At 48.2% G+C, this 24847-nt stretch carries 29 protein-coding genes; 14 read left to right on the forward strand and 15 right to left on the reverse strand.

What is annotated here, in order from left to right:
- Positions 1-65 precede the first annotated feature (65 nt).
- Positions 66-269, forward strand: a complete 204-nt coding sequence (locus NOM67_RS01005) for a hypothetical protein (protein WP_069556139.1) — start codon at positions 66-68, stop codon at positions 267-269.
- A 62-nt stretch (positions 270-331) separates the two neighbouring features.
- Here the strand turns inward: NOM67_RS01005 and NOM67_RS01010 are convergent, their stop codons facing one another.
- On the reverse strand, positions 332-1159 hold the full coding sequence (locus NOM67_RS01010) for a hypothetical protein (protein WP_255933186.1): 828 nt from the start codon (positions 1157-1159) through the stop codon (positions 332-334).
- Between the two features lie 10 nt (positions 1160-1169).
- The gene (locus tag NOM67_RS01015) at positions 1170-1484 is read right to left on the reverse strand and encodes an Arc family DNA-binding protein (protein WP_255933189.1); all 315 of its coding nucleotides are present in this window, start codon (positions 1482-1484) and stop codon (positions 1170-1172) included.
- A 182-nt stretch (positions 1485-1666) separates the two neighbouring features.
- Between NOM67_RS01015 and NOM67_RS01020 the strand changes: the two genes are divergently transcribed.
- The 4 genes from NOM67_RS01020 (at position 1667) to NOM67_RS01035 (ending at position 3363) form a co-directional block, all read left to right on the forward strand.
- A complete protein-coding gene (locus tag NOM67_RS01020) occupies positions 1667-1834 on the forward strand; it encodes a hypothetical protein (RefSeq protein ID WP_255933191.1) in 168 nt (55 codons plus the stop codon).
- 82 nt (positions 1835-1916) lie between these two features.
- On the forward strand, positions 1917-2732 hold the full coding sequence (locus NOM67_RS01025; RefSeq protein WP_255933193.1) for a phage antirepressor KilAC domain-containing protein: 816 nt from the start codon (positions 1917-1919) through the stop codon (positions 2730-2732).
- Complete coding sequence (locus NOM67_RS01030) at positions 2729-3235, forward strand: hypothetical protein (protein WP_255933194.1); 507 nt, start codon at positions 2729-2731, stop codon at positions 3233-3235. The genes NOM67_RS01025 and NOM67_RS01030 overlap by 4 nt, the downstream gene beginning before the upstream one ends.
- On the forward strand, positions 3232-3363 hold the full coding sequence (locus NOM67_RS01035; RefSeq protein ID WP_255933195.1) for a hypothetical protein: 132 nt from the start codon (positions 3232-3234) through the stop codon (positions 3361-3363). The genes NOM67_RS01030 and NOM67_RS01035 overlap by 4 nt, the downstream gene beginning before the upstream one ends.
- 28 nt (positions 3364-3391) lie before the next feature.
- Here the strand turns inward: NOM67_RS01035 and NOM67_RS01040 are convergent, their stop codons facing one another.
- Positions 3392-3754, reverse strand: a complete 363-nt coding sequence (locus NOM67_RS01040; RefSeq protein ID WP_255933196.1) for a helix-turn-helix transcriptional regulator — start codon at positions 3752-3754, stop codon at positions 3392-3394.
- Between the two features lie 942 nt (positions 3755-4696).
- On the opposite strand from NOM67_RS01040, the gene thiI reads away from it, so the two are divergent.
- Positions 4697-6145 carry a tRNA uracil 4-sulfurtransferase ThiI gene (gene thiI, locus NOM67_RS01045; protein ID WP_043851942.1) on the forward strand — a complete coding sequence of 483 codons (1449 nt, stop codon included), beginning with the start codon at positions 4697-4699 and terminating at the stop codon, positions 6143-6145.
- 74 nt (positions 6146-6219) lie between these two features.
- Here the strand turns inward: thiI and NOM67_RS01050 are convergent, their stop codons facing one another.
- Together NOM67_RS01050 and NOM67_RS01055 are read right to left on the reverse strand one after the other, a co-directional pair.
- Entirely contained in the window at positions 6220-6612 is a 393-nt protein-coding gene (locus tag NOM67_RS01050; protein ID WP_041209924.1) for a hypothetical protein, read from the reverse strand.
- Positions 6613-6704: 92 nt separating this feature from the next.
- Positions 6705-7340: a trimeric intracellular cation channel family protein gene (locus NOM67_RS01055; protein ID WP_041209925.1), complete on the reverse strand. Its 636-nt coding sequence runs from the start codon at positions 7338-7340 to the stop codon at positions 6705-6707.
- A gap of 382 nt (positions 7341-7722) precedes the next feature.
- On the opposite strand from NOM67_RS01055, the gene NOM67_RS01060 reads away from it, so the two are divergent.
- Together NOM67_RS01060 and NOM67_RS01065 are read left to right on the forward strand one after the other, a co-directional pair.
- Complete coding sequence (locus NOM67_RS01060) at positions 7723-8625, forward strand: flagellin (protein ID WP_124242801.1); 903 nt, start codon at positions 7723-7725, stop codon at positions 8623-8625.
- A gap of 585 nt (positions 8626-9210) precedes the next feature.
- Positions 9211-10107 carry a flagellin gene (locus tag NOM67_RS01065; protein WP_124242800.1) on the forward strand — a complete coding sequence of 299 codons (897 nt, stop codon included), beginning with the start codon at positions 9211-9213 and terminating at the stop codon, positions 10105-10107.
- Positions 10108-10186: 79 nt separating this feature from the next.
- Here NOM67_RS01065 and NOM67_RS01070 read toward each other — a convergent pair whose 3' ends face one another.
- On the reverse strand, positions 10187-10429 hold the full coding sequence (locus tag NOM67_RS01070; RefSeq protein WP_124242799.1) for a hypothetical protein: 243 nt from the start codon (positions 10427-10429) through the stop codon (positions 10187-10189).
- 136 nt (positions 10430-10565) lie between these two features.
- Between NOM67_RS01070 and NOM67_RS01075 the strand changes: the two genes are divergently transcribed.
- The 6 genes from NOM67_RS01075 to NOM67_RS01100 are packed head-to-tail and all read left to right on the forward strand — an operon-like array spanning position 10566 to position 16219.
- Positions 10566-11465 (forward strand): flagellin, encoded by a 900-nt coding sequence (locus tag NOM67_RS01075; protein WP_156852064.1) that lies wholly within the window; start codon positions 10566-10568, stop codon positions 11463-11465.
- Positions 11466-11501: 36 nt separating this feature from the next.
- A complete protein-coding gene (locus tag NOM67_RS01080; RefSeq protein WP_156852063.1) occupies positions 11502-11927 on the forward strand; it encodes a flagellar protein FlaG in 426 nt (141 codons plus the stop codon).
- Between the two features lie 25 nt (positions 11928-11952).
- On the forward strand, positions 11953-13350 hold the full coding sequence (gene fliD / locus NOM67_RS01085) for a flagellar filament capping protein FliD (protein ID WP_071911539.1): 1398 nt from the start codon (positions 11953-11955) through the stop codon (positions 13348-13350).
- A gap of 33 nt (positions 13351-13383) precedes the next feature.
- Positions 13384-13806: a flagellar export chaperone FliS gene (fliS, locus tag NOM67_RS01090; RefSeq protein ID WP_156852062.1), complete on the forward strand. Its 423-nt coding sequence runs from the start codon at positions 13384-13386 to the stop codon at positions 13804-13806.
- Positions 13806-14129 (forward strand): hypothetical protein, encoded by a 324-nt coding sequence (locus tag NOM67_RS01095; protein ID WP_156852061.1) that lies wholly within the window; start codon positions 13806-13808, stop codon positions 14127-14129. Before fliS ends, NOM67_RS01095 begins: the two co-directional genes overlap by 1 nt.
- Entirely contained in the window at positions 14129-16219 is a 2091-nt protein-coding gene (locus tag NOM67_RS01100; RefSeq protein ID WP_156852060.1) for a 6-hydroxymethylpterin diphosphokinase MptE-like protein, read from the forward strand. The genes NOM67_RS01095 and NOM67_RS01100 overlap by 1 nt, the downstream gene beginning before the upstream one ends.
- 60 nt (positions 16220-16279) lie before the next feature.
- Here the strand turns inward: NOM67_RS01100 and NOM67_RS01105 are convergent, their stop codons facing one another.
- The 9 genes from NOM67_RS01105 to pseB form a co-directional block, all read right to left on the reverse strand.
- Positions 16280-16951 (reverse strand): trans-aconitate 2-methyltransferase, encoded by a 672-nt coding sequence (locus NOM67_RS01105; protein WP_156852059.1) that lies wholly within the window; start codon positions 16949-16951, stop codon positions 16280-16282.
- A gap of 46 nt (positions 16952-16997) precedes the next feature.
- Positions 16998-18044, reverse strand: coding sequence for a pseudaminic acid synthase (gene pseI, locus NOM67_RS01110; RefSeq protein ID WP_156852058.1), 1047 nt, complete (start codon positions 18042-18044; stop codon positions 16998-17000).
- A gap of 130 nt (positions 18045-18174) precedes the next feature.
- Positions 18175-18813 carry a formyltransferase family protein gene (locus NOM67_RS01115; RefSeq protein ID WP_156852057.1) on the reverse strand — a complete coding sequence of 213 codons (639 nt, stop codon included), beginning with the start codon at positions 18811-18813 and terminating at the stop codon, positions 18175-18177.
- Entirely contained in the window at positions 18814-19722 is a 909-nt protein-coding gene (locus tag NOM67_RS01120) for a hypothetical protein (RefSeq protein ID WP_156852056.1), read from the reverse strand.
- A 45-nt stretch (positions 19723-19767) separates the two neighbouring features.
- Positions 19768-21057: an aminotransferase class III-fold pyridoxal phosphate-dependent enzyme gene (locus NOM67_RS01125; RefSeq protein ID WP_156852055.1), complete on the reverse strand. Its 1290-nt coding sequence runs from the start codon at positions 21055-21057 to the stop codon at positions 19768-19770.
- A complete protein-coding gene (locus NOM67_RS01130; RefSeq protein WP_156852054.1) occupies positions 21054-21809 on the reverse strand; it encodes a cytidylyltransferase domain-containing protein in 756 nt (251 codons plus the stop codon). The genes NOM67_RS01125 and NOM67_RS01130 overlap by 4 nt, the downstream gene beginning before the upstream one ends.
- Entirely contained in the window at positions 21806-22651 is an 846-nt protein-coding gene (locus NOM67_RS01135; RefSeq protein ID WP_255933202.1) for an aldo/keto reductase, read from the reverse strand. The genes NOM67_RS01130 and NOM67_RS01135 overlap by 4 nt, the downstream gene beginning before the upstream one ends.
- A complete protein-coding gene (gene pseC / locus NOM67_RS01140) occupies positions 22642-23784 on the reverse strand; it encodes a UDP-4-amino-4,6-dideoxy-N-acetyl-beta-L-altrosamine transaminase (protein ID WP_255933203.1) in 1143 nt (380 codons plus the stop codon). The genes NOM67_RS01135 and pseC overlap by 10 nt, the downstream gene beginning before the upstream one ends.
- Positions 23781-24785, reverse strand: coding sequence for a UDP-N-acetylglucosamine 4,6-dehydratase (inverting) (gene pseB / locus NOM67_RS01145; RefSeq protein ID WP_124242786.1), 1005 nt, complete (start codon positions 24783-24785; stop codon positions 23781-23783). The genes pseC and pseB overlap by 4 nt, the downstream gene beginning before the upstream one ends.
- Positions 24786-24847 lie beyond the last annotated feature (62 nt).

The raw sequence follows: 24847 nt of genomic DNA on the forward strand, positions 1-24847 counted from the left end.
GCGGCCCTGGCTGAGCCTCTGCAAAGGGGTTAAGCTGGGGCACTTAACCAGTTAGGACCCTGACCATGTGGATACTGTTCGCGTTGATAATGATGGTTGTGGCGCTCAAGGCATTCAGTTTCAGCTTTACGCTGGCACTAATCCCATTCGCGGCCGGGTGTTGGTGTTTTAGCAAATCCAGCAGGAGCGATCTGGATGACTTTATGGCATTCAGCTTTTTCTTTGTCCTGGTTGGATTTGCTATTGCTGCGCTTGATCAGCTGTTTTAGTTTTATTCTTTTCTTGTGCAAGATGAGAAAATAACAGAGCAAGCATCAATATATGTAAAGTACTAACTTTCTGATTTTCTGTTGATCATCAGTAGCGCAGCTATGCCACCAATAGCAGCCCATTGAATCAATAGCCTATTAAAATCTATCGACACGCTAGTTCTGTCTTCATAGGAGCTAGGTTTTGGCGGTGTTAATATAAAAGAATAACCGGCTGGTGATTCTTTTTTTGCTCTACCCCAGTCAACCTCATACTTCCATGGAGGAATTATGCTCATCAATACAAATGCAAGCAGTAATACATTAAACGTTTTTTTACTTGAATCCATTCCCAATATCCTCAATTTTAGTTGTTTGTAAGCCCGCAGAGCTATAATTATAAACGCAACGCTCAACCCACCAATAATCGCATTCTCAGCAATAACGCCTGAGTTTGAACTGCTTTTCTGCTGCTTCGGTTTGTTGGATTCATCCTTTGCTTTCTGCTCCCAATACTCATCAAACTCATTGTATTTTCTTGCAGTATGCTTAGTCGGCTCCGTGCTCGCGCTTTTACTTGTTATCTTATCCCAGTATTTTATTTTGGTTAAACGCTCAACCTCTCTAAATCTTTCAGATAGAGGTTTGTCACGCCATTCTGGATCTGCGCTAAGTTTATCATCTATCCCAATGGCTATATTTGCAACCTCACCACCATGAGCCATCCATGACTTTAGGTCTGGATTTGTATTTAATGCTGATTGCACCTCAGACTGTGAATCGGTACTTGCAATGGCTCCGGCGGATATTAAAAATGAAAATAATAAGGAAAAAATAAAACGCATCATATACCAACCATTACGCTGAAAAATACATAATGCATCATCTGGATGGTGCATGTCAGTGACCATAATCACGTCATCATTTCTTGCTTTTCATTTCTTTTGCGATCACCTCCATCATTTCCCGAACTTCTTTTATCTGCTTGGCTATGGCGGTCACATTGTAACGTGGGTCGTCCTTATCTATGCCAGGGTCTGTTATCTCTACAGATGCGATCATTCGTGGCGACCCAGGCCCACCATTTAGTTCACCGGTGAGACTGGCATCAATTGACTGCTGAAGTCGATGCACTATCTCGGCGTTCAGGGAGCGGCCAGATCTGTCTGCGCTTTCCTGTAGGCTGGAGCGCATCTCATCAGACATTCGTAGTGGGTATGGCTTCGGCTGGCTCATGGCATTTTCCAGTGTTTCTATATGGGTATTTAAGCATTATCAATGGCCATGATGGCTCTGATAGAATCACAAAGCAAAGATTCTATTTGACTCTGAGTCTTTTTGATTCTAGCCTTGAGAGAAGAGCTGGCAGTGTCAACTCTTGCAACACCAACGAATCAGCAACAAGCAAGGAGAGTTAAGTGAGCAACCAAATTCCACCGACATCAATCCGGTTACCGGAAGATCTGAAAAAGTGGCTGGGGCACCGTGCCGTTGATAACGGCGTGAGTCTGACAAAGGAGGTGATTTCCATCCTGTACTCAGAGATGAAAAAAGATGGTGGATTGGATCATGACAGCATGTCGTGATGCCATAAATAGAACGACCCAAGCTGCACCAACAGCTCGGGTCGAGGATGTAAACCAAAACCGCAACGTTAAGGACTACGGTATGAATATACAACAGCCTAACAACTTTATGAAGCCATCAGTTGATGGTCATCCTAACAACCCCCCAATGATCGCAGGGGTTGAGATCACCACTGATGATGCTGGGCGCTTCAATCTTAACGCCCTCCACCGGGCAAGTGGTACCGGTGACCATAAGGCGCCAAATCAATGGCTGCGAACCAAGCAGGCTAAAGAGCTGATTTCAGAGCTAACCAACCAGACTGCTAATTCACAGTCTGGTCATGAAGTGCTAAAAGTTATCAATGGTGGCGCGGCTCCAGGCACATTCGCTCATGAGCTACTGGCGATTTCATATGCTAGTTGGATCAGCCCAGCCTTCCATCTGCAGGTCAATCAGGTGTTCCTTGACTACCGCACTGGCAAGCTGGCTCCGGTGGTTGATCCGATGGTGGCATTGAACGATCCAGCCACCATGCGCGGGTTGCTGTTGAGCTACAGCGAGAAGGTGATCGATCTGGAGCACAAGGTTGAAGAAATGCAGACTGATGTTGAGGCGTTGGAGCGCATCGCCAAGGCAGATGGCAGCATGTGTATCACCAATGCCGCGAAACACCTGCAGGTGCAGCCAAAATACCTGTTCCAACTGCTGTCATCCAAGCGCTGGATCTATAAGCGCGCTGGCGGGAAGGTATGGATTGCCTACCAAGATAAGCTCCAGTCAGGAGTTCTGGAGCATAAGGTTGATGTGGTGACCAGGCCTGATGGCAGTGAAAAGGTTTCTGAACGTGTTCTGGTGACAGCTAAGGGCATTGCAGCAATATCCAAGATGCTTAGCGTTGCGGGGGTGGCGGCATGAACAAGCTTGAGCCTATTGATAGAGAGTTCCGCGACGACATTAGCCAAGATGAGGCCACTGAGCGCAGGAATACCATAATCGCCAGAATGAAAGATCTGGCATCACTAGATGAGTCGGAAATGACCGGTAGTGATGAGCCACTTCGGGCGCTACGATCACTCCTTGCATGCTATTACCTGAAATACAATGGTGACAAGTTCTCACACGGCAGTGTTGTCCTTCCGCTTAGTCATGATGTCCTTGAGGTTGCAATTGCAACCAATGTTGAGGGGGCATTTTATGAAGTCTATGGCGGGCAGCAAGGAAGGGAGAACGCTCATCGGATGTTGCAGATGATGTGTTTTTATTCTGGCGAAGACGGTGAATACAAATTTGGCATGACCAAGCTTGGCTTAGAGATGATGGATGAGCTGATGATGAGCCTATGCAGCATTGCCAGAGACGCCATTGACCGAACCGGATGTGTTAATGCAGAAAGCGTTGGCATGGGGGTGATGCAATGAGCACCGCCCAACTGAAAGCCGAGCTTACCGATCTGCTACGGTTGCTGGAGGCAGAGGACTTGTCACCTGAGACTCGGCAGGATGCCACCGATCGCATCATGCGAATGATGCCGGAGCAGGCGGCTTAATACTGATGGGGCTTAGGCCCCATTTTTGTTACCCGACTCTCACCCCAAGAATCTCCGCATAGCAGTTCAGCATTGAGGCAAGATGCGGCTTCGGCAGCATCGCGGCCCTGTTGATCAGCCCCATATGCTCATCATCTGACACGCTCCAATCCGGATCAGCCAGGATGGCCTGAACCGACATACCCATCGCACTCGAAATTATCACGGCCTCGGCCAGACCCATGAAGTCGTCGCTGTTCGGCGATAGCCATCTCGAGATACTTGAGCGTGGTATGTCGGTCAATTTGCTTATCTTGGCCTGGCTGAGCTTTCGCTCGGCCATCAGCTTGCGCACCTTTGTCTTGGTGCGATGGACATAGGCCAGGCTAGAACTGGTTAGATACAGCTTCATACGTCGTGTTCCTCGTTTGTATGTTCTAACCGTGCTCTAGATCATGTTTTTATTGTTGTCCCAAATTTGAGACACCTATTGCGCAATTGCTCAGTAATGGCACATGTAGGTCATGTAGATTGTAGTCAAAAAAATGAGTATGACGCGCCAAGAGTCGCCGCGGATCACCAGTAACGATGGAGTGTGAGCGGGTTATGATAAGTCATATAGGACGGGATTTTTCGTTAGGAAATAACAAGATAGCGGAGGTGATAAAAGATAGTGCTCCCATCTGGAGAAGGAAAGTTGTAAACTCGCTTCGTTACTGTATAAGCATACAGTGTTTCACAGTCGAGAGACTGGGAGTTGATAAGCGAGGACCTGATCGGATGGATTCACTAGCTGAACTTGAGGACTACTTAGAGACGCTTGACCTGGCGCCGGAGGAGGGTGAGGAGATCGCGCGCATTCTTGAAAAACTACGCGATGAAGTAGCCGTTCAGTGATGTTCGGCATTGAGCATAAGCCCGCCACTGAGCGGGCTTTTCTATGCCTGCGATTTGGTCGAGTTTTTGGCTGTATTCTTGGGACAATTTTGGGGCAATAAAATCAGGTTTGGGGCAATTTTGGGGCAAAAATATAGGTGGAATGAGGTGGTATGAGGAGGGAGTGTAATTGCCGCTAAGGCAGGAAAATCAATGTGTGTCAGGGATTGCGCGGAGTGGATGTTGGCGTGGCTGCTCTAGGTTGATTACCATACCGGGGTAGTAGATATAGGTCTTCATCGTATCGGTCTGTCGCCAGAAGTGGTGCCGGGGTGCAGGGTCGGGAATATACGCAAGATTGGCGCTGCACGGCAAACACTGCGTGGGGGAATGTGAGCAAACGCTCATCCAGTAGGCGCTGGCCACAAAGTTCTGATATAATTCGCGCCCTTAAATCAAGGTCACCCGAGTCATTACCATGAAGTTCATTATCAAGCTGTTCCCGGAAATCACCATCAAGAGCAAGTCGGTTCGCCAGCGCTTTATCAAGATCCTGCAGGGCAATATCCGCAACGTCCTGCGCCGCTTCGACGACGATGCCCGCGTAAGGATGGATTGGGACAAGCTGATCGTGAGCTCCCGCAATGACCAGTTCCGCGAGCAGGCTATCGAAGCTTTGGCCTGTATTCCCGGCATTCAGGCCTTCCTCGAGGTTCAGGCAAGCAAGTTCACCGATCTGCACGACATCTTCGAGCAGGTGAAAGCCGTGTGGGGCGACCAGCTCAAGGGCAAAACCTTCTGCGTGCGCGCCAAGCGCCACGGCAAGCACGAGTTCTCCTCTCTCGAGATTGAGCGCTATGTGGGCGGTGGTTTGAACCAGCACTGCGAAAGCAACGGTGTGCGCCTCAAGAACCCGGATGTGAAGATCAACCTCGAGATTGACGGCGAAGAGCTCTTCATCGTCAGCGCCATCCATCAGGGCCTGAGTGGCATGCCCATCGCCACTCAGGAAGATGTGCTGAGCCTTATCTCCGGCGGTTTTGACTCAGGTGTGGCGTCGTTCCAGTTCATCAAGCGCGGCTGCCGGGTGCACTACTGCTTCTTCAATCTGGGCGGCGCCGCTCACGAAATCGGCGTCAAGCAGGTGGCCTATCACCTGTGGAACCGCTTCGGTTCATCCCATCGGGTGCGTTTCACCGCAGTCGACTTCGAGCCGGTGGTCGCCGAGATCCTCGAGAAGATCGATAACGGTCAGATGGGGGTGGTGCTCAAGCGGATGATGATGCGTGCCGCCGCCAAGGTGGCTGACGAGTTCCAGATCCCGGCGCTGGTGACCGGCGAGTGTGTAGGCCAGGTATCCAGCCAGACCCTCACCAACCTGAACGTCATCGATCGGGTGACCGACAAGGTGATCCTGCGCCCGCTTATCACTTGGGATAAGCCGGACATCATCAGCGAAGCCCGCCGTATCGGCACCCTGGAGTTTGCCGAGACCATGCCGGAGTATTGCGGCGTCATCTCCAAGAAGCCGACCGTGAAGGCCGATCTGGCGCGTATTGAAGAGGAAGAGGGCAACTTCGACTTCGCCATTCTGGACAAGGTGGTGGCCGAGGCCCGTTACCTCGATATCCGTCGTATCGGTGAAGAGACCGCCGCCGAGGTGCAGGAAGTGGAGACTACCGCCGAGAGCGGTGACAACGAGGTGATCCTCGATATCCGCTCCATGGACGAGCACGACGAGAAGCCTTTGCTGGTGGAAGGGCGTGAGGTCATGCATATCCCCTTCTTCAAGCTGGCTACCGCCTTTGGCGATCTGCCCAAGGAGAAGACCTACCTGCTCTACTGTGATCGCGGCGTGATGAGCAAGCTGCAGGCGCTTTACCTGAAAGAGAAGGGCTTTGCCAACGTCAAAGTTTACCGTCCGTAATTTGACGCTCAATCTCCCATAAAAAATCCGGCCAATGTGCCGGATTTTTTTATTTCACCAGTTTGTCATGCCCATCAGGGGCAGGGGACAGGGGTGAAAGAATCTTGTCCCTGACAGCGCCAGCCCATCTCGGCTTCTCGCATCTGCCAAAGATTATTGCTGCGATAGAGGGTCAGGATATAGAGCATGTCACTGTGGGCACCATCCAGTGCGACAGAGAGCACCAGATCGTTATCCAGCTGCTGGGCATGGATACGACTTGTCATGTCGCCATGGCCGACAAAGCGCAGCGCCACTTCCCTATAATCATTGACCCAGCCTTGCTGCTCGTTGCTGGCCTGACGTATTACCTGATTGAACTGCTGTACTGGTGCCGAGGCCAATCGGCCAAACACCGCCTGTGCCTCGGCATGAAGTGCCGTCACGCTGGTGAGAAAGAGCGTGGCGAACATTCCGATCTTTTGCATGAGAAGTTCCGGCTAACAACAACTGTGTTGTATGACAACAGAAAAGCGCGTTTGGTTCAACGCGAAGCCCCGCACACTGTGCGGGGCTTCCCTCAATTGCTGCGCTGTAGCGAGAAGGTGGGCAGGGAGAGATGCCAATAGATGGCGGCAACCCGCAGGCCAAATACAGCGCTCATGCAGATAAGCATGGCGGTGACCCGATCCATATCGGCTTCCAGTGCCAGCGTGTAGAGAATGCCGCCGAGGATACAGGCGGTGGCATAGATCTCTTTTTGCAGCACCATGGGCACTTCCCGGGCCAGCACATCGCGGATCATGCCGCCAGCCACCCCGGTCATGGTGCCCATCAGCACAGCGATTAGCCCCGAAGTGCCAAAGTTGAGGGCTTTCTGGGCGCCGATCACTGTAAACAGGGCGAGCCCAAAGGCATCGGCGACCGGCAGCACGTACCAGGGCATGCGGCGGGGCAGTTTGACCATCCACATCCCGATGAGTGCCGTTGCTATCACCACCCAGATGTAGAGCGGGTCGCGTACCCAGAAGACGGGGGTGGCCCCCAGGATCATGTCGCGGATGGTCCCACCCCCTATGGCGGTGACTGCCGCCAACACCATGACGCCAAAACCGTCCATCCTGAGGCGGCCCGCCACCAGAACCCCTGAAAACGCGAATACCGCAGTACCAAACATGTCGCTGATGTAAACAAGCTGCTCAACCACTGTCTGCATGGAAACAACTCACGTCAAATTGTTGATGGGGCGGCGATTTTAGGGGCTGGCGGTGTCAACCGCCAAGATGCAGCGGGCAAAATTGCGAGTCTGCCCCGTTTTTTTTCCTCTTCCTGGAACCGTCGGTGTCGTATGGGTTGCTTGTGGTGCTGCGAGGGGCGCGTTGATACAGGCCTTCCCATCTTCACTGAAGTGGCGATTTTTTTCTTAAGTTAATCGATGACATGCCGATAAATAGGGTAAGCGGCGTTAATGCGATGAAGCGTTGAAAAAAATGCTAAAGACATCGAAAAACGAGCCGTTAAATAAGACGCATCGGGCACGAAACATAATAAAGCCCGAGCAAATAGAAGAGTAAATTTAATAGCTTAGGAGAATAGTCATGAGCCTTTTTATCAACACTAACGTTTCATCACTCAACGCTCAGCGTAACATGATGAATGCGACCAAATCACTGGATACTTCCTATACTCGTCTGGCTTCCGGCCTGCGCATCAACAGCGCAAAAGATGATGCGGCGGGTCTGCAAATCTCCAACCGTCTGACCTCCCAGATCAACGGTCTGGATCAAGGTAACCGCAACGCCAACGATGGCATCTCCTTGGCACAAACTGCTGAAGGGGCAATGGATGAAGTGACCGGTATGCTGCAACGCATGCGTACCCTGTCCCAACAATCAGCCAACGGCTCCAACTCTGCCAAGGATCGTGATGCCTTGCAGAAAGAGGTGGATCAGCTGGGTGCAGAGATCAACCGTATTTCGACTTCAACCACCTTTGCCGGTACCAAACTGCTGGATGGCTCTTTCGGGGGGACTTTCCAGGTCGGTGCTGATGCCAACCAGACCATCAGCTTTAGCCTGTCGCAAGCAGATGGCTTTAGTATCTCGGGGATCGCAGCCGCCGCGAATACATCAATCACTACAGCTACTGGTGCAACCGTGCTGCTGTCAGCCATCTTTGTCGGTGGTAGCGCTGGCGGGATCAGTATCAGCAGTCAGAGTAATGCACAAAACGTGCTGGCTGCCACAGACGCCATGCTCGCAATAGTAGATGGCAAGCGTGCTGAACTTGGTGCAGTGCAAAACCGTCTGGACTCAACTATTCGCAACCAAGCAAACATCTCGGAAAACGTCAGTGCAGCTCGTTCACGGATCCGTGATGCAGACTTTGCAACCGAGACTGCGAACATGACCAAACAGAATATTCTGCAACAGGCGGCCTCTAGCATCCTGTCACAGGCTAACCAGAGACCTCAGTCAGCACTTCAACTGCTGCAAGGCTAACAAAAGAAAACAGGGCGGTTGTTCAGGCCGCCCTGGTCAAGAGATGGAACAAAGGGGTGTTCGGGTTCGCACTCTGTTCTATCGGGAGAGATATAATTCTCTACTAGTAATGCCAAGTGTTGTCCAGCTGTTCAGTTCTGTCACGCTTGGTCATATTCTCCTGAGCATATGCTCATTTTTAGGCCGGTTCTCCGGCCATTTTTTATTGTGTCGCCAAATTGGCGTCACTCCTCTCAGTGTCTGCATACATCATGCCAAAACTATATTTCCTCAGGCTTATCTATGGGCATTGCTGGAAGGCTCTCCCATAGAGGGTGGAGCGATAGAGTATGTTACCCATCACAGGAGAATACTTGCCGCTACCGGCAACAATTTTCCTAAAGCTTGGCTAAATTCTGCCGTTAAAGAAGATGAGGCAATCGAGGGGTGTTCGGAATCCAACGTTTGCATAGCTGCGGGTAGCCTGTCTGTTCAAACAGATACCCGCCGAAGAGAGAGGCCAGTTCAACCTCCTCTTCTACGGTGGGCCGTCACGCAGTTATGGTGACGCAACCCGCAGTCGCATGTTCTTCGGGAGAATTTATTATGGCCATGTACATTAACACCAACACGTCATCACTGAACGCCCAGCGTAATTTGATGAATACCACCAAATCCTTGGATACCTCGTATACCCGTTTGGCATCTGGTCTGCGCATCAATAGCGCAAAAGATGATGCGGCGGGTTTGCAGATCTCCAACCGTCTGACTTCCCAGATCAATGGTCTGGATCAGGGTAACCGTAACGCCAACGACGGTATCTCTCTGGCACAAACGGCTGAAGGTGCGATGGACGAAGTGACCGGTATGCTCCAACGTATGCGTACCCTGGCGCAACAGTCTGCCAACGGCTCCAACTCAGCCAAGGATCGTGAAGCGCTGCAAAAAGAGGTCGATCAACTGGGTTCTGAAATTAACCGCATTTCGACCGATACCAGTTTTGCTGGTACCAAGCTGCTGGATGGTAGCTTTACCGGTTCTTTCCAAGTCGGTGCCGATGCCAACCAAACTATCGGTTTTAGTTTGGCTCAGTCAGCTGGTTTTAGTATCTCAGGTATTGCTGCTGCTGCTGCAACTACGATTGCCACGACCGCAGCTGCTGTCGGGATTACAACGATCTTTGTAGGTGGTAGTGCTGGTGGTATCAGTATCAGTAGCCAGAGTAATGCTCAAAACGTGTTGGCTGCGGTAGATTCGATGCTCGGTGTGGTTGATGGCAAGCGTGCCGAACTTGGTGCGGTGCAAAACCGCTTGGATTCGACCATCCGCAACCAGGCCAATATCTCGGAAAACGTCAGCGCAGCCCGCTCTCGTATCCGTGATGCGGACTTTGCAACCGAAACCGCCAACATGACCAAGCAAAATATCCTGCAGCAGGCTGCGTCCAGTGTCTTGGCTCAGGCTAACCAGCGTCCGCAATCCGCATTGTCCTTGTTGGGATAACAATGCCGGAGCCTCATCAAGTGTGAAAATGCGGCCTCTTCAGGCCGCATTTTGTTTTTTATCTTCTCTGCATTCCGAATCAGGACATATCTTCAGCCCCCTCGTTTGCCCAAGCGCACTTCATTTCGCTGAAATGGGGGGCTATAAGCGCACTGGCGTCAAAGTTTTGGCTACTCACTTTAGACGATGCTTCATTTTTAACGCTTGATATCTGATTTTTCAGATTACCTGTTGTGGGCATTCTTTTTCCTAAAGATTGCATTTTTGCTGCCGTTAAAGAAGATGAGGCAATCGAGGGGTGTTCGGAATCCAACGTTTGCATAGCTGCGGGTAGCCTGTCCGTTCAAACAGATACCCGCCTGAAGAGAGAGGCTTGTTCAACCTCCTCTTCTACGGTGGGCCGTCACGCAGTTATGGTGACGCAACCCGCAGTCGTGTGTTCTTCGGGAGAATTTATTATGGCCATGTACATTAACACCAACACGTCATCATTGAACGCCCAGCGTAATTTGATGAATACCACCAAATCTTTGGATACTTCGTATACGCGTCTGGCATCCGGTCTGCGCATCAACAGTGCAAAAGATGATGCGGCGGGTTTGCAGATCTCCAACCGTCTGACTTCCCAAATCAACGGTCTGGATCAGGGTAATCGTAACGCCAACGACGGTATCTCTCTGGCACAAACGGCAGAAGGGGCGATGGACGAAGTGACCGGTATGCTCCAACGTATGCGTACCTTGGCGCAACAGTCTGCCAACGGCTCCAACTCAACCAAGGATCGTGAAGCGCTGCAAAAAGAGGTCGATCAACTGGGTTCTGAAATTAACCGCATTTCGACCGATACCAGTTTTGCCGGTACCAAGCTGCTGGATGGTAATTTTGCGGGTTCTTTCCAAGTTGGCGCCGATGCCAACCAGACCATCGGTTTTAGTTTGACCCAAGCCAATGGCTTCAGTATCTCGGGGATTGCTGCTGCGGCAAATACAACAGTTGATGTTGGTACTGTTATAGGTACAGCTATCAACGTGACAGCTATCTTTGTTGCGGGTAGTTCTATCAGTATCAGTACCCAAAGTGGTGCACAGCAAGTGTTGGCAGCAGCTGATGCAATGCTCGGAGTTGTCGATAGCAAGCGAGCCGAGCTCGGTGCGGTGCAAAACCGTTTGGATTCTACCATTCGTAACCAGGCCAATATCTCGGAAAACGTCAGTGCGGCACGCTCTCGTATCCGTGATGCTGATTTTGCAACCGAAACTGCCAACATGACCAAGCAGAATATTTTGCAACAAGCTGCATCCAGTGTTTTGGCTCAGGCTAACCAGAGACCGCAGTCTGCTCTTTCCCTGCTTGGGTAATGAGTAGACCAGGCTGACTAAGATGGGAGAGATAAGATGGCAACTGAAATAAGCAATCTGTCATCTGCCAATGGCGCTTCCTTACAGCTAAGTGACAAGAGCGGCCAAGTGGCCGCTCAACTGCTTTCTGGCACGGTAGAGGATGCCGGGGCCGTGCAGCAGAAAAGTCAGGGGCAGCCAAAGGAGACTGAGCTTCAACAAGTGCAGAGCCAGGCAGATATTGAAAAACAGGTACAAAACTTGCAGGAATTTGGCAAATTGCAAGGATGGACCGTTAATTTCAGCATGGAGCAAGAGTCTGGCCAGATGGTAATAAAGGTAATGGACTCTGATACCCGCTCGGTGATCCGCCAGATCCCTACGGAAGAGTTGATTGCTATCCACAAGCGGATCCAGGCGTTGCAACAAGGTGAAGCAGGGGCGAACCCCAAACGCGGATTGTTGTTTGATAGCGAGATTTGAATCGAATTGATGAGGAGAAGATAACATGGCCATTACTTCTGCCGGGGCGGGCTCTCAGCTGGATCTCGAGAGCGTTATTGCCTCTAGCGTGGCTGCCAAGAAGGCTCAACTACAGAAGCCCATAGTCACCAAGCAAAACAGCACCCAGATCAGCATATCAGGTATAGGCCAGTTGAAGTCATCTCTCACCGCATTCACCGATATTCTCGATACCTTGAGCAAACCCGGGGCCTTCAACAAGCGAGCCGTTACCATCACCCAGGATAAAGATAATCCAGTGATGAAGGTGGAGAGTAAAAGTGGTGGCTCCAATGGCCAGTACAACATTACCGTCAATAAATTGGCTACTACTAGCCGTGTTGAAGGTGAATTTGCCAGTTCGACCACCCCACTTGTGACTCAAGACGGTCAATTAACTTTTAAAGCTGGTACCAAGGAGTTCAAGGTTGATGTCAAAGCAGGGGATACTCTGCAAGACATTCGTAAAAGTATCAATAGTAATGGCGATAACTTCGGTCTTAGTGCAAATATCGTCAATACGGCAGATGGTAAGGCAAAATTTGTTATTGACTCCGGTATATCTGGAGATGGCAAAGATTTGGTGATCACTGGCAATAATTCTGAGCTGGATATCTTTGCTACAGGTGCGGCAGGTTCGGTGATGAGTCAGAAGCAAGCTGCTAGTAGTGCTGAGATTACTGTTGATGGTAATACACTTAAAAGTGATACCAATGTATTTGACGACTCTATTCAGGATTTGAAATTAACGGTTTTGCGTGTATCCGATAAAGAAAGTGATGGCACGACTCTGAAATCCAACAAAGTTGCGATAACAACAGATAAAACTGCAATTCAGGATATGGTCAAGCAGTTTATTGATGGTTATAACGCACTGCAAGATAAAATGGATGCGCTGGGCAAGCGCAATAGTATCGTTGGCGGAGTTAGACAAGATGATGGTGGCGCGCTTGCTGGTGATGCGAGCACACGTACCATTAGCAGTTTTATGGCTAATACCGTAACAAATAAAGCAGGTACCAGTACGACTTATTCAACCATCTTCGAAGTGGGTATTAAGATGGACAATAAAGGTAAGTTGTCTCTGGATAAAACCAAATTTGATGAGGCTGTGGATAAAAACTTTGACCAGGTTGTTGGTCTTTTTGGTGGCGAAAAGGGTATTGCTGCAACCTTGAATACGGGTTTAAAAGAGTATTCCAAGTCTGGAGGGATGTTGGATCAACGTACAGATGTTTTAAATGCTGATCTGCGTAGCTTGAACCAAAAACAAGCTACATCCAATGCCCAACTGGTAAAATATGAAGCATCACTACGTGCTCAATATGGCAGCTTGGATGCGTTGCTGGCGAAAATGAATCACTCTGCGGCTGCGCTACAATCACTACAAATCAACAACAAATAAATTATATATTGCAAACATTACGAGGAGCAGGCGATGTACCAGCGTAATCTAAAAGCATATAAGGCAACCAGTGTCGCTGCTGACTTGGCTGTTGCTGATCCTCATCGTGTGATTCAGCTCATGATGCAAGGTGTACTTGAACGTTTGGCTCAAGCCAAAGGTGCAATTGAGCGTCGCGATATGGAAGCAAAATCTACCGCTGTATCGAAAGCTCAGGGGTTATTACATGGTTTGCAGGATGCGCTTGATATGAGTCAAGGGGCTATTGCTGAAGATCTATATAGCCTCTACTCCTACATGGACGAGCGAATTTGGGATGCGAGCCTTGCGTTGGATGCAGCCCCGATTGAAGAGGCTATGGCTTTGATGGTTACTATAAAATCTGGTTGGGATCAGTTACCCGATTCAGCTAAACAACAGGGCTATCAAATGAGACAGCAACTGGGTGAGTTGTAATGACCACTTTAGCCGCTCTACAGCAAGCTCTCACAGACAATTACGAGCAACTTCAATATCTATTAGCCAGAAAAAGCTATGATGATGCTCTGGTCTGTATGGATTATCGGATCTCTTTGATTGATCGTTTGTTGTATCTCGTTGAAAGTGAGCCTTCACTGAAACAAGATGCCACTTTGTTGGCTACATTACTTTTCCAACAAGAGGAAAGTATGAAAAAAGTGGCATCCAATCACCATAAGATAATTTTAAATGAGTTATCTGCGATTGGGTTGGCGAGTAAAGCAAAGCAAATTTATAGTGTGAATAGCAAGGAGTTCTGATGTCGGAAAATATTGATGATATTTTGAAAAAAGCTGAGGGTGTTGCTTTACGACTAAAAGAACGTGCAGAGCAAGAAGCTGCCATGTCGGTGGCCTTGCCCCTTCGATTCTCACAGAATATTGCTGCATTTCGTAAATATATCCCCCATATTGCAGATATGTATGAGTCATATAAACCAAGCCGACCATTTCGTTTTTTTTGTAATGAAAATGGCCAGCCAAATATGGCTTGGAGCGATGATGATGTCGCGGTATATGGTGATGAGCCGTATCTTATCTGTGAGACATTAGTTAAAGAGTTCATGGATAAAGGGGGGTTATCCAAGTTCTCATTTAGTCAAGAAGCCAACCCACTCGGATTTATGCACGTTGAGTATCTTAATAAACTCAATGCTTATCTTGATGATCTTGCAGCTCGAGAAGAGCCATTAAAAAAAGTACCAACTGAAGTTCCGACCGCACTGGTGTTTGGGGTTGGGTTGGGTTACCACCTTGGTTATCTTTATGAACAATGCAAAATTGGCACTTTATTTCTTTTTGAACCAGATCTAGATCTTTTTTATGCATCTCTTTTTTGTTTCGATTGGGCACCTCTGCTTGATTATTTACATAAAGAGAACCTCGGTCTACATATCCTATTAGGCCAGGATGAAGATACTATTTTTAATGATTTTGCATCGGCTATTCATAGCCGTGGTTCTTTTCTTATCGCTAATGCCTTTATCATGTGGGGTTACCAAAATGATAAAATCAAAAGTTTAATTGAGAGAATCCAGCGGGAATATTATCTTCTGGTAATGGGGTGGGGTTTTTTTGATGACAATCTGATAGCTCTTTCTCATACAGTTGATAACGTTGAACGAGCTGTTCCATTCTTGGTGCAGGAAAAAAAAATCCCATCGGAATATAATAGAACTCCAGTTTTTGTTATTGCTAATGGCCCATCTTTGGATGCCTCTCTTCCTGTTATTGAAAAAAATAAAGAAAAAGCAATTTTAATTTCATGTGGTAGTGCTATTTCAGCTTTGCATAAAGTTGGTATCAAACCAGATATTCATGTTGAGACTGAACGAACTAAGATTGTTTATGATTTTTTGGTTAATATGAATGACCTAAATTATCTTAGAGACATTCTTTTCCTAAGCACGGATGTTATTCACCCCTATTGCTCAACGTTGTTCGACAAATCAGCATTAATGTTTAAACTTAGTGAGCCTGGAGTGATCCTCTATCATGTAAACTTCCCTCATCTTCTCAAATATGCTGCATTGGGAGGGGTAAACCCTTTAGTCGGAAATATCGGGGTGAGTGCTCCTATTCATCTCGGCTTTAAAAATATATATTTATTTGGCCTTGATAATGGTTATAAAAATAAAGGACATCATCACTCGAAATTTAGTGCCTATTATAATAGTGATGAAGGGGCTGAGGTGCTTGGGGATTTAATGTATGGAGACAGCCAATGGCAGCATGAAGGTAACTTTGGTGGTGTTGTAATAAGCAACGCCATGTTTAATACATCCAGAAGAGTTATTGAGCAAGTATTAGCTGCGAATGAACATGTTCAGTGCTTTAACTGCAGCGATGGGGCTAAAATTGCAAAAGCAAGACCATTGCCTGATAGTGAAATCAGTTTTTCACAAGTCATAGATAAAGCTGAGCTGATTCACCAAATTACGCAACTATCAGCCCCAATCCCTTTGTCAAAAGAAGACTTCAAACCATATCTGGACGTTGAGTTTTTTGACATTTTAGTCGATAAGATGATGGGAGAGTGGCAACAAGAGTTCTCATCCAGGAATGAGATTAATCAGCTAATGTTGCGTAACTTTGGTTACCTTTCACAGATTGCAGCAACTCAGCAAAAACATATATCCCAGATTATGATTGGCTCAATGAACTATGTATTTACCATATTGAGTTCAATTCTCTATTCTTTTGATGGAGAGGAAACAACGATGGAGTTGATGAGGCCAGCAATCAGCTTATGGTTGGACTTTTTAGCAAAGACAAAAGAGATGTATCCAAGAGCATTTGATAGTATTGATATGGTTGATAATGAAATAATGTCCTTTTTTAGAAAAGGATGATGTAGTTAAAGGATGTATGATTTATCTTGATTATGGGAGGCAAAAGCCTCCCTTTTTATATCAGTAATTTCTTTGGGTATATGGATTTTTTGCATCAAGAAGTCGCAAGTCCTTTTTCAATAGTTGAACAGAAACCAATGCATCCGGTTCCAATTCGTGAGAACCATCATGATGTTTGATGTGCTCAAATACTAGACAATAACTTGGGTGCCAACTAAACATACTACTGTAATTCATTTTATAGCTAAAGAGGTCGGTATGATGTTGGTAGTCATTTCGATAGTGTCCTGCCGGGGGACAAAAGTCGTAAATAGCCATTACGCCCTTGTCTGCGAGCAATTTGTCACTATTAGCAGCAATGCTGAATAAATCTTGTGGATCACATAGATATAAACAAAAACCGAAAATAATTAGATCGACACGTTCAATATCAGGTAAACCATCTGCGGTTCCAACGCTTAGATTTAATGCGGGATAGCTCAGAGTGCCATCCTCAATTGCGGTTTGTGATGGATCTACTCCATAGCAGGTGGCACCATAATGGTTAGCCAGTTGTGCTAATCGCCAACCGTTGGCACAGCCAATTTCAAGGATTCGTTTCGGTTGGTAGCCGATATTTTGTAGTGCTGTGAATATGGGGTCATTACTCAGAGATTTTTGATTGATGCAGAGCTTATTTCTTTCATACCATGCATCAGCCTCTTCTTTCATGAAGATGCTTTTCTGAATCATGTATTCCCCCTTTATTGCAAGTTATTAGAAAATGTCGCTTGAGGTATTATAAAATGTCATCAAAATGGACAGATTTACCTCGATGAATATCATGACGAGCTTTTCTTCCCAGTATCTTTGGTAAAGCTTCGGGTGGCAATCCATAGCCAGGCCTTATCCTTCGAATATGCTCCGGTTTGATGATTTCTCCAGCCTGTATATCAGAGACAAAATAAAGAGAGCGACGAAATATTAAGCTGGATTCTTCAGCTTGGTTGTTACCACTTTCACCGGTTCCCAATGTTTGCCAACAGAGGTTGGTTTGGTCACATAGTGCTTTCAATTCATCTGGCTCTAAAGAAAATTCAGCATCAGGTCCACCATCTTCACGAGCAAGAGTCACATGCTTCTCGATGGCTACAGCGCCCAAGGCGACAGCCAACTGAGCAGCGGTATTGCCCAATGTATGATCAGACAGACCAACGGGTACTGAAAAGGTCTCGGCCAAACGAGTGATTCGTTTGAGGTTGATATCGGCAAGTGGTGTCGGGTAGCCGCTTACACAATGAAGCAATAGAATCTGTGTACATCCGTTGTCACGTAAAATGGTCAGAGCTTGGGCTATTTCGGCTTCACTAGACATTCCTGAAGAGATAATGACTGGTTTTCCTTGTTTGGCCACATACCTTATCAAAGGGTGATCTGTGATTTCGAATGAGGCAATCTTGTATGCAGGTGTGCCTAGACTCTCTAAAAAATCGACAGCACTCTCATCAAATGGTGTCGAGAAAATAATTAGTCCTCTAGTTTTTGCTCGCTCGAAAAGTGCTTGATGCCATTCCCATGGCGTATGGGCTTGTTTATATAAATCGTAAAGTGTATACCCATCCCATAATCCACCTTGGATATGAAATTCTGGCAAATCGATATCCAATGTCATTGTATCAGCAGTATAGGTTTGTAATTTTATGGCATCAGCACCAGCATCCGCAGCAGCATCGATGAGCGCTAGTGCATTTTCTAATCTCCCATTATGATTACCTGATAGCTCCGCGATAATGAAGGGTTTTTTGTGATGCCCAATCTCTCTTCCATCAATAGAAAAATATGACATTGTGTCCTACTTGCTTAACATGTGTTCATAGATGAAGTATTCATTTTTGAAGGCAATCTGTCAAATAAACAGTTACCATCATAAAAATAGACTACATTGTTTTTTGCTAGTATTACTTACTCGAAGTAAATTATTTTATGATTTTTTCAATTTTTATTTTATACATGTGACCATTTCTTTCAAAGAATGCGGGATAGCGTTCTGGATCGGCCACGCGTAACAAGTTAAATTGCTCATCAATGGTCTTCTTGATATCAATTCTGCTATCCTCAGGAGTTCGCTTTCTGTAGAAAGTAGGTTCACCAACTTGTTCAAATGGAGATGATGTGTAAATATTTTTTATTGCCCATGACATCAACTCTATTTCGGATGAAAAAATTTTATTATTTATTTCATCGAAAAGTTCACCACCATCAAAGAATATTTCTTTTTGCTTCCATATTTTTCCGGAATCTAGTTTGTCTTCTGCATCTAAAAGTGTTAGGAGAATACGGTTTTTCCCTTCAATTATTTGCCAAATATGAGGAGACATGCCCCTTCCATAAGGCAGGTTACTTGCGTGGAGTACTAGTGTATAATCAAAATTATCTCTTGTTTCTTTATCTATTATTTCATGGCAAGAAACTAAAAAGAGAATGTTGCCAGAGGTTAACTGGTTTGATTTTGTTACTATGTTGATCTCGTGTCGTTCACTTATACTATGCGCCCAAGTTCGAATCCAACTATTTACAGGGTGGTTACTCTCAGAACAAATTATTGATATCTTCATTTAAGAACCTATCAGCATATTAATTAATTTGTTAACGCCCTGCCCATCGATGAGTGATTGTGCATGTTTGGCAATTGATTCTCTATATATGGGGGATGACATTTTTGTTAATTGAATGGTCATTTTTTCATCAAAAAATGGGTCATCCCAATATATCCCATTGGGGAATAAGTTATTTTCCTGACTCCATTTAAATTGTTTTTCTTGATTGTCAACAACACAAACCAAAATGCTAGGTAAGCCACATTTAGCAAGCTCAAACATGGTTTGTCCCGCCGAACTAATTGCAAGATCACATTGAGACATTAATTGCAACATCTGAATGTCATTAATGTTTTTGTAGATGGTGCACCATTTATTAAATGCAACATCTTGATTGTTTGAAATAATATTTATGTGTGCATTTGGGTATATGGAAATAACCAGATTAAATATTCGCCAAGTCAGATTCCTAATATCTGTCGCACCCATAATAATTAAAACGTTTATAATGTCATTGGCCGATTTTCCCCTCGCAGCAGTATTCCAAAAAGCGGGCCTCAATGGCTGCCACTCAATACCCATAAGCCATTTTGCATCAACAAGATGATCAGGTTTTTGGTCTGGTATACTGTGGATTGCTAGTCCGCTTGGATAATTCAATCGGAAAGTATCATCAAGATACACAGTTTGTAAAAAACAATTAGAAATTTTGTTTAAAACGGGTGGTGAAGCATAGTAACTATCAACAAGAGCAAAGCCAGTGACACTATTAACTAACCCCGGATTATCTTGCCAGCATATCCAGGAGATATTTTCATCTGGAATAAAATTCTGCGCACATGAATCCCCATCTATTATCCAATAGACGTCACCGCCTCTTTGTTTCCATGCGAATGCATAGGCACTACAGCGGCTTATATGTCCCATGCCGCGCTGTAGATCTCCTTCGGTAAATATCCATAGTGGTAGCAATTATCTCACCTTGAATACAGGTTGAATAGGTTCTCCATCAAGCGCACTGGCCAGTGTCAGGTCTCTATCGTGGCGAATGAGCGCTGGTAGTATGTCGCGATAAGCAGCCAGCAAAACGGCCACATCCTGTTCGCTGTGGGCCAGATTCATATTGTGGCTGCCAAGTGTGAGGATCCCTCGCTTGCACAACTCCTGGATCAGATAGCTCTTGAGAAGCCAAGTCGAGTGGTTTTCTGAATCCGCAACCAGCAGAAAGTTCCAGCTCGGGTGTCCGGCGGTTTGTAGCCAGACTGGGGCATCGATCTCTTTTAGCAAGCTATCGAGCCCATCCAGTACCTGTTGTCCCCGCTCTGCAAGCCTCTTTGGTACATCCAGTCGCCGCATCTTTTTGATGACGGCGTTTGCTGCAGCGAGTGCAATCACGTCCCCGCCGAAGGTGCCGGAGAAGAAGATATCTTCCATCCGTTTCATATATTGGCGGCGGCCGACAACGGCAGAAATAGGGAAACCGTTGGCCATACCTTTGCCAAATGCCGCGAGGTCCGGTGTTACACCAAAGAGGCTCTGAGCCCCGCCCAAGTGGTAGCGAAAGCCGGTAATGGTCTCATCAAAGATGAGCAGCGCGCCATGGGCATCGCAGAGTTGGCGCAGACCAGGCAGAAAATCCGGGTTTGGCCAGGTTACATTCATCGGTTCCAGAATGACGGCGGCAAACTCGCTCGGGTGAGCTTCCAGCAGACGCTGCAGCGAGGCAAGATCGTTGTAGTCAAATCTGTGCGTCAGCTCTCTCACGCATTCGGGGACCCCCAAATGGCGGGTGGTCGAGCCTATATACCAGTCTTGCCAGCCGTGGTAGCCACAAACGGCTACCCGCTCGCGGCCAGTGACTGCGCGGGAGAGCCTGATACAGGCTGAGGTGGCATCAGTCCCATTTTTGCCAAAGCGAACCATTTCGGCACAGGGGATAAGCTCAATGAGCTGTTCCGCGACCTCGGTTTCCAGCCGGTGGGGAAGGGAGAAGATCGAGCCCAGATTGAGCTGTTCCATTACAGCCTCATTCACATCCTGATCGCAATATCCAAGACTGATGGCCAGCAGGCCGCTGGCGAAATCAAGATACTCGTTGCCATCTACATCCCAAACATGTGCACCTTTGCCGCGCTCGATAAAGAGTGGGGCGGCGCCATAGGGAAAACAGAGGCGGCTTTTGGAGAAGGTTTGGGAGCCAAGAGGAATGCTCTGTTCCGCCCGAGCAGAGAGAGCCAGTGAATGTTGATAACGTGAGGTCATATGTGATTCTCCTTGGCCAGCGAATTAGCCAATCCTTCGTTGCGTTGGTGCCGGGTATTCAGTGTTGCCAACTCCGGCTGCTGCGCCAGCAGGTCGAGGATATCGTCAGTCGTAAAGGTTGGGTTGACAGGATAGAGAGCCTGATAAATGCGCTCCACCAGCTCAAAATCGTCAGGCTCATCGACAGTCCAGCGCAGGTGGGCCAGCGAAGGCGAGCGCTGCAGTTCGCCGATGGAAAACTGCTCGGGATGACAGCGAACGTAATAGGTGACATGTTCCTGCTCGGTCTGCGTTGTGGCTTTTTCCTGCAAGGTTGCCAGAGTCGCTCCAGTCATGATCTCGGCATCCAGCCCATCCGGATAACTGGGATTGCCGCAGTTGCTGCTGTAGTCGAACTTGCCCGAGAGATGGAGGGCTATCAGCTCGTCTATTACCATTGGGTCTGCCAGTGGGCAGTCAGCTGTGAGACGCACAACATGGGTCGGACTATAGGGTTGGGCCGCCAGATAGAAACGCAGCAATACATCGTCAAGAGGACCGCAGAAACAGGGGATATGCAACTTTTCGCACAGTTCGGCAATGGCACGATCTTCTGGCTTATCGCTGGTGGCAACCAGCAGCTTGTCCAGTAGTTTGCTCTGTTGCAGCCGTTCAATCTGCCTTGCCAGCATGGGTTCGCCCAGCAGTTCCTTCAGTACCTTGTTGGGCAGGCGGGAAGAACTGGTTCTGGCTTGCAGAATACCTAGGATCATTGTGTTCTCCAGAGTCCGGGGTTGATAAGTTCCTGTTCCATAGACGCCAGATGGGCGATATCGGCCTCGTAGCACTCGTGCAGCGCTTGACTGGCTGCAACGATAGCGGCCAGCTCTTGGGCATGACAAACACCGACAACAAAGCGGCTTACTTGTGGTAGGGCCGTCATGATGGAGAGGGCTCTGCCAAGCGGGGCCATTGAGGGATGCCAGTGGTCAAACCGTTCAAGTGCGGTAGCGAAACGCTGAAAATAGTCAGGTCGCTGTGCTGGCTGCATCAACAACAGTCCCTGCAAAAAGAGCGAGCGAACATGGATTTCACAACCCATATCTACCAGTTTGTCGAGCCATCCAGTGCGTAAAAAGCGTTGATCGAGCAAATTGGCAGGTAATTGCACCAGTTCCAGAGGATATCCAGCTGCGCTCCAGGCATCGAGCTCCTCCGGGGAGTAGACGGAGATCCCGAGTTTTCCGATCGAGCCCTGTTGCTGCAAATCGGTGAGCAACTCGAACATGGCAGGTGAGGCATCCTGGCTGCGGTGCAGCAGCAAGCCATCGAGCCGCTTTCGCCCCAGCAAATGCAAACTGTTGTTGACTGCGGCCTTAACATCGTAGAGCGGTAGCCCAGGCGCCAGCTTGTCGATGAGCGTGAAGCCAGTGATATCTCTTTGTCCCAGCCTCTGCTCGGCATTGCCATAGGCTTGCGCCGTATCCAGGGTATCGATACCTGCATGACGGGCCAATGCAATGATCTCGTCGAGTTCCTCATCGCAGACTTGTCCGTCGTGATTGCTGATCCCGTAATCCAGACCGAATTGCACCGTGCCCAGAGCTAGTCGCATAGTGCCTGCTCCAGCGCATCTACGACCTGTTGCTGTTCTGAGTGTGTCAGAGCCGGGAACAGCGGAAGAGAGATTGCACCCTGATAGTAGGCTTGCGCGCCCGGATAGGCAGCTGGATCATGTCCCAGACCATGGTAGTAGGGCTGGGCTGGGATAGGAATATAGTGAACATTGGCGCCAATACCGGCAGCACGCAGCCGGGCAAATACCTGATCGCGTTTGGCTACTTGGATGACATAGAGGTGATAACCGCTCTGGCGGTTATCACTCTGCTGCAACGGCTGGACCGACAGGGGGGATAATAGCGCGTCATATCGACTGGCAAGTTCACGTCGCTGGGCAATGAACTGATCAAGACGGCTCAACTGACTAAGCCCGAGTGCAGCTTGAATGTCGGTCAGACGATAATTGAAGCCAAGAAGTTGCTGTTCGTAATACCACTCTCCGGGGGAGGGCATGAGCAGCGCTTGCGGATCACGAGTGATTCCGTGGCTGCGATAGAGTCGCAATTTGGCTGCCAGCTTCTGATCCCGGGTGGTGACGGCACCTCCCTCTGCGGTCGTAATCGGCTTGACCGGATGAAAGCTGAAGACCGTCATATCGCTGTGAAGGCAACTACCGATAGGTGACCCCTGATAGTGGGCGCCCAGTGCATGGCAGGCATCCTCGATCAGAACGATTCCGTACTGGCGACAGAGCGCACCGATCTCTTCGAGATCGCAAGGCTGCCCGGCTAGATGCACCGCAATCAGGGCTTTGGGCTGGGTGTGGGTAAGCACTGCTTGCTGCAGTTTCTTATCCAGTGCTACTACATCGATATTACCGGTAGAAGGTTCAACGTCGACAAAGTCAACGTTGGCATTGCAGTAGCGAACACAGTTCGCCGAGGCCACAAAACTGACCGCGGAAACCCAAACGGTATCTCTGGCGCCAAGCTCTAGTACGGCGCAGGCTAGATGAAGTGCCGTGGTACCGTTACTGCAAGCCACTACGTGTGGCACTTGGCAATAATCGGCGAGTCCTTGCTCGAAGGCTGGAACGGCTTGGCCTTGGGTCAGATATTCAGATTTCAGTACGGCAACGACTGCCTCAATATCGGCATCGCTGATCGATTGGCGGCCATAAGGGATCATTCGGACAACACCTGCTGGTTCATGCTCTGTAGTTCAGTTATCGACAGAAAGTGCTTATTATTTAGAGAATTGTATTCAAAACTCGGAGCAACCAGCGTAGCTGTTTCGCCCAGAGCATTAATGCTGAAATCATTGTTGCGGCTATTGAAGCTGATGCTGGGGGCAATCACGTAGTAGTCATTGAACTCATAGGTATGGAAAGAGTCGTCTGCCGGGCACATTACCTCGTGGAGCTTCTCCCCGGGACGAATACCTATAATCTCCTGCTTGAGCGACGGGGCCATAGCAGTAGCAAGATCGGTGATCCTGACCGACGGTATTTTAGGTACGAACAACTCTCCGCCACGCATGCGCTTGAAATTGTTCAATACAAAATCGACCCCTTGCTGCAGTGTCAGCCAAAAACGGGTCATCTCTGGATGAGTGATGGGAAGCGTATTGGCGCCGCTCTTGATCAGATTGTCGAAGAAGGGAACGACCGAGCCCCGTGAGCCGACGACGTTGCCATAACGCACGACCGAGAAAATGGTTGGATTCTTGCCAGCCATATTGTTGGCGGCGACAAAGAGCTTGTCAGAACAGAGTTTGGTGGCACCGTAAAGGTTGATCGGGTTGGCAGCCTTGTCGGTCGAGAGTGCGATAACCTTCTGGACTCCATTGTTGAGAGCGGCCTTGATGACGTTCTCGGCTCCCCCAACATTGGTCTTGATGCACTCCATCGGGTTGTATTCAGCGGCTGGCACTTGTTTGAGCGCAGCGGCATGCACAACAAAGTCGACATCACGCATCGCCATATCGAGGCGCTCGGCATCACGAACATCGCCGATAAAGTAGCGCATGCAGGGATGGTTGAAACGTTGCTGCATTTCAAACTGCTTGAGCTCGTCACGGGAGTAGACGATCAGTCGTGCGGGCTGGTAGTGAGAGAGCACGGTCGCAATAAATTTTTTGCCAAAAGACCCGGTGCCACCGGTAACCAGAATTGTTTTTCCATTGAACATGATGGTGCCCCACGATGAGGATTGATATCTATAGAATTCTAATGCAGTTTTTATGCCATTTG

Source organism: Aeromonas sp. SG16 (assembly GCF_024436135.1).
Classification (GTDB): domain Bacteria; phylum Pseudomonadota; class Gammaproteobacteria; order Enterobacterales; family Aeromonadaceae; genus Aeromonas; species Aeromonas jandaei.

Bases quoted from the DNA above. Each gene is read 5' to 3' on its own strand.
- NOM67_RS01075 (WP_156852064.1), top strand. From the start codon at position 10,566: ATGGCCATGTACATTAACACCAACACGTCATCATTGAACGCCCAGCGT.
- NOM67_RS01070 (WP_124242799.1), bottom strand. From the start codon at position 10,429: ATGCAAACGTTGGATTCCGAACACCCCTCGATTGCCTCATCTTCTTTA.
- pseB (WP_124242786.1), bottom strand. From the start codon at position 24,785: ATGTTCAATGGAAAAACAATTCTGGTTACCGGTGGCACCGGGTCTTTT.
- NOM67_RS01010 (WP_255933186.1), bottom strand. From the start codon at position 1,159: ATGGTCACTGACATGCACCATCCAGATGATGCATTATGTATTTTTCAG.
- NOM67_RS01080 (WP_156852063.1), top strand. From the start codon at position 11,502: ATGGCAACTGAAATAAGCAATCTGTCATCTGCCAATGGCGCTTCCTTA.
- NOM67_RS01060 (WP_124242801.1), top strand. From the start codon at position 7,723: ATGAGCCTTTTTATCAACACTAACGTTTCATCACTCAACGCTCAGCGT.
- NOM67_RS01115 (WP_156852057.1), bottom strand. From the start codon at position 18,813: ATGAAGATATCAATAATTTGTTCTGAGAGTAACCACCCTGTAAATAGT.
- NOM67_RS01065 (WP_124242800.1), top strand. From the start codon at position 9,211: ATGGCCATGTACATTAACACCAACACGTCATCACTGAACGCCCAGCGT.
- NOM67_RS01095 (WP_156852061.1), top strand. From the start codon at position 13,806: ATGACCACTTTAGCCGCTCTACAGCAAGCTCTCACAGACAATTACGAG.
- NOM67_RS01040 (WP_255933196.1), bottom strand. From the start codon at position 3,754: ATGAAGCTGTATCTAACCAGTTCTAGCCTGGCCTATGTCCATCGCACC.
- NOM67_RS01005 (WP_069556139.1), top strand. From the start codon at position 66: ATGTGGATACTGTTCGCGTTGATAATGATGGTTGTGGCGCTCAAGGCA.
- NOM67_RS01035 (WP_255933195.1), top strand. From the start codon at position 3,232: ATGAGCACCGCCCAACTGAAAGCCGAGCTTACCGATCTGCTACGGTTG.
- NOM67_RS01130 (WP_156852054.1), bottom strand. From the start codon at position 21,809: ATGATCCTAGGTATTCTGCAAGCCAGAACCAGTTCTTCCCGCCTGCCC.
- pseC (WP_255933203.1), bottom strand. From the start codon at position 23,784: ATGATCCCTTATGGCCGCCAATCGATCAGCGATGCCGATATTGAGGCA.
- NOM67_RS01030 (WP_255933194.1), top strand. From the start codon at position 2,729: ATGAACAAGCTTGAGCCTATTGATAGAGAGTTCCGCGACGACATTAGC.
- fliD (WP_071911539.1), top strand. From the start codon at position 11,953: ATGGCCATTACTTCTGCCGGGGCGGGCTCTCAGCTGGATCTCGAGAGC.
- thiI (WP_043851942.1), top strand. From the start codon at position 4,697: ATGAAGTTCATTATCAAGCTGTTCCCGGAAATCACCATCAAGAGCAAG.
- NOM67_RS01025 (WP_255933193.1), top strand. From the start codon at position 1,917: ATGAATATACAACAGCCTAACAACTTTATGAAGCCATCAGTTGATGGT.
- NOM67_RS01120 (WP_156852056.1), bottom strand. From the start codon at position 19,722: ATGGGACATATAAGCCGCTGTAGTGCCTATGCATTCGCATGGAAACAA.
- fliS (WP_156852062.1), top strand. From the start codon at position 13,384: ATGTACCAGCGTAATCTAAAAGCATATAAGGCAACCAGTGTCGCTGCT.
- NOM67_RS01100 (WP_156852060.1), top strand. From the start codon at position 14,129: ATGTCGGAAAATATTGATGATATTTTGAAAAAAGCTGAGGGTGTTGCT.
- NOM67_RS01055 (WP_041209925.1), bottom strand. From the start codon at position 7,340: ATGCAGACAGTGGTTGAGCAGCTTGTTTACATCAGCGACATGTTTGGT.
- NOM67_RS01125 (WP_156852055.1), bottom strand. From the start codon at position 21,057: ATGACCTCACGTTATCAACATTCACTGGCTCTCTCTGCTCGGGCGGAA.
- NOM67_RS01050 (WP_041209924.1), bottom strand. From the start codon at position 6,612: ATGCAAAAGATCGGAATGTTCGCCACGCTCTTTCTCACCAGCGTGACG.
- NOM67_RS01105 (WP_156852059.1), bottom strand. From the start codon at position 16,951: ATGATTCAGAAAAGCATCTTCATGAAAGAAGAGGCTGATGCATGGTAT.
- pseI (WP_156852058.1), bottom strand. From the start codon at position 18,044: ATGTCATATTTTTCTATTGATGGAAGAGAGATTGGGCATCACAAAAAA.
- NOM67_RS01135 (WP_255933202.1), bottom strand. From the start codon at position 22,651: ATGCGACTAGCTCTGGGCACGGTGCAATTCGGTCTGGATTACGGGATC.
- NOM67_RS01015 (WP_255933189.1), bottom strand. From the start codon at position 1,484: ATGAGCCAGCCGAAGCCATACCCACTACGAATGTCTGATGAGATGCGC.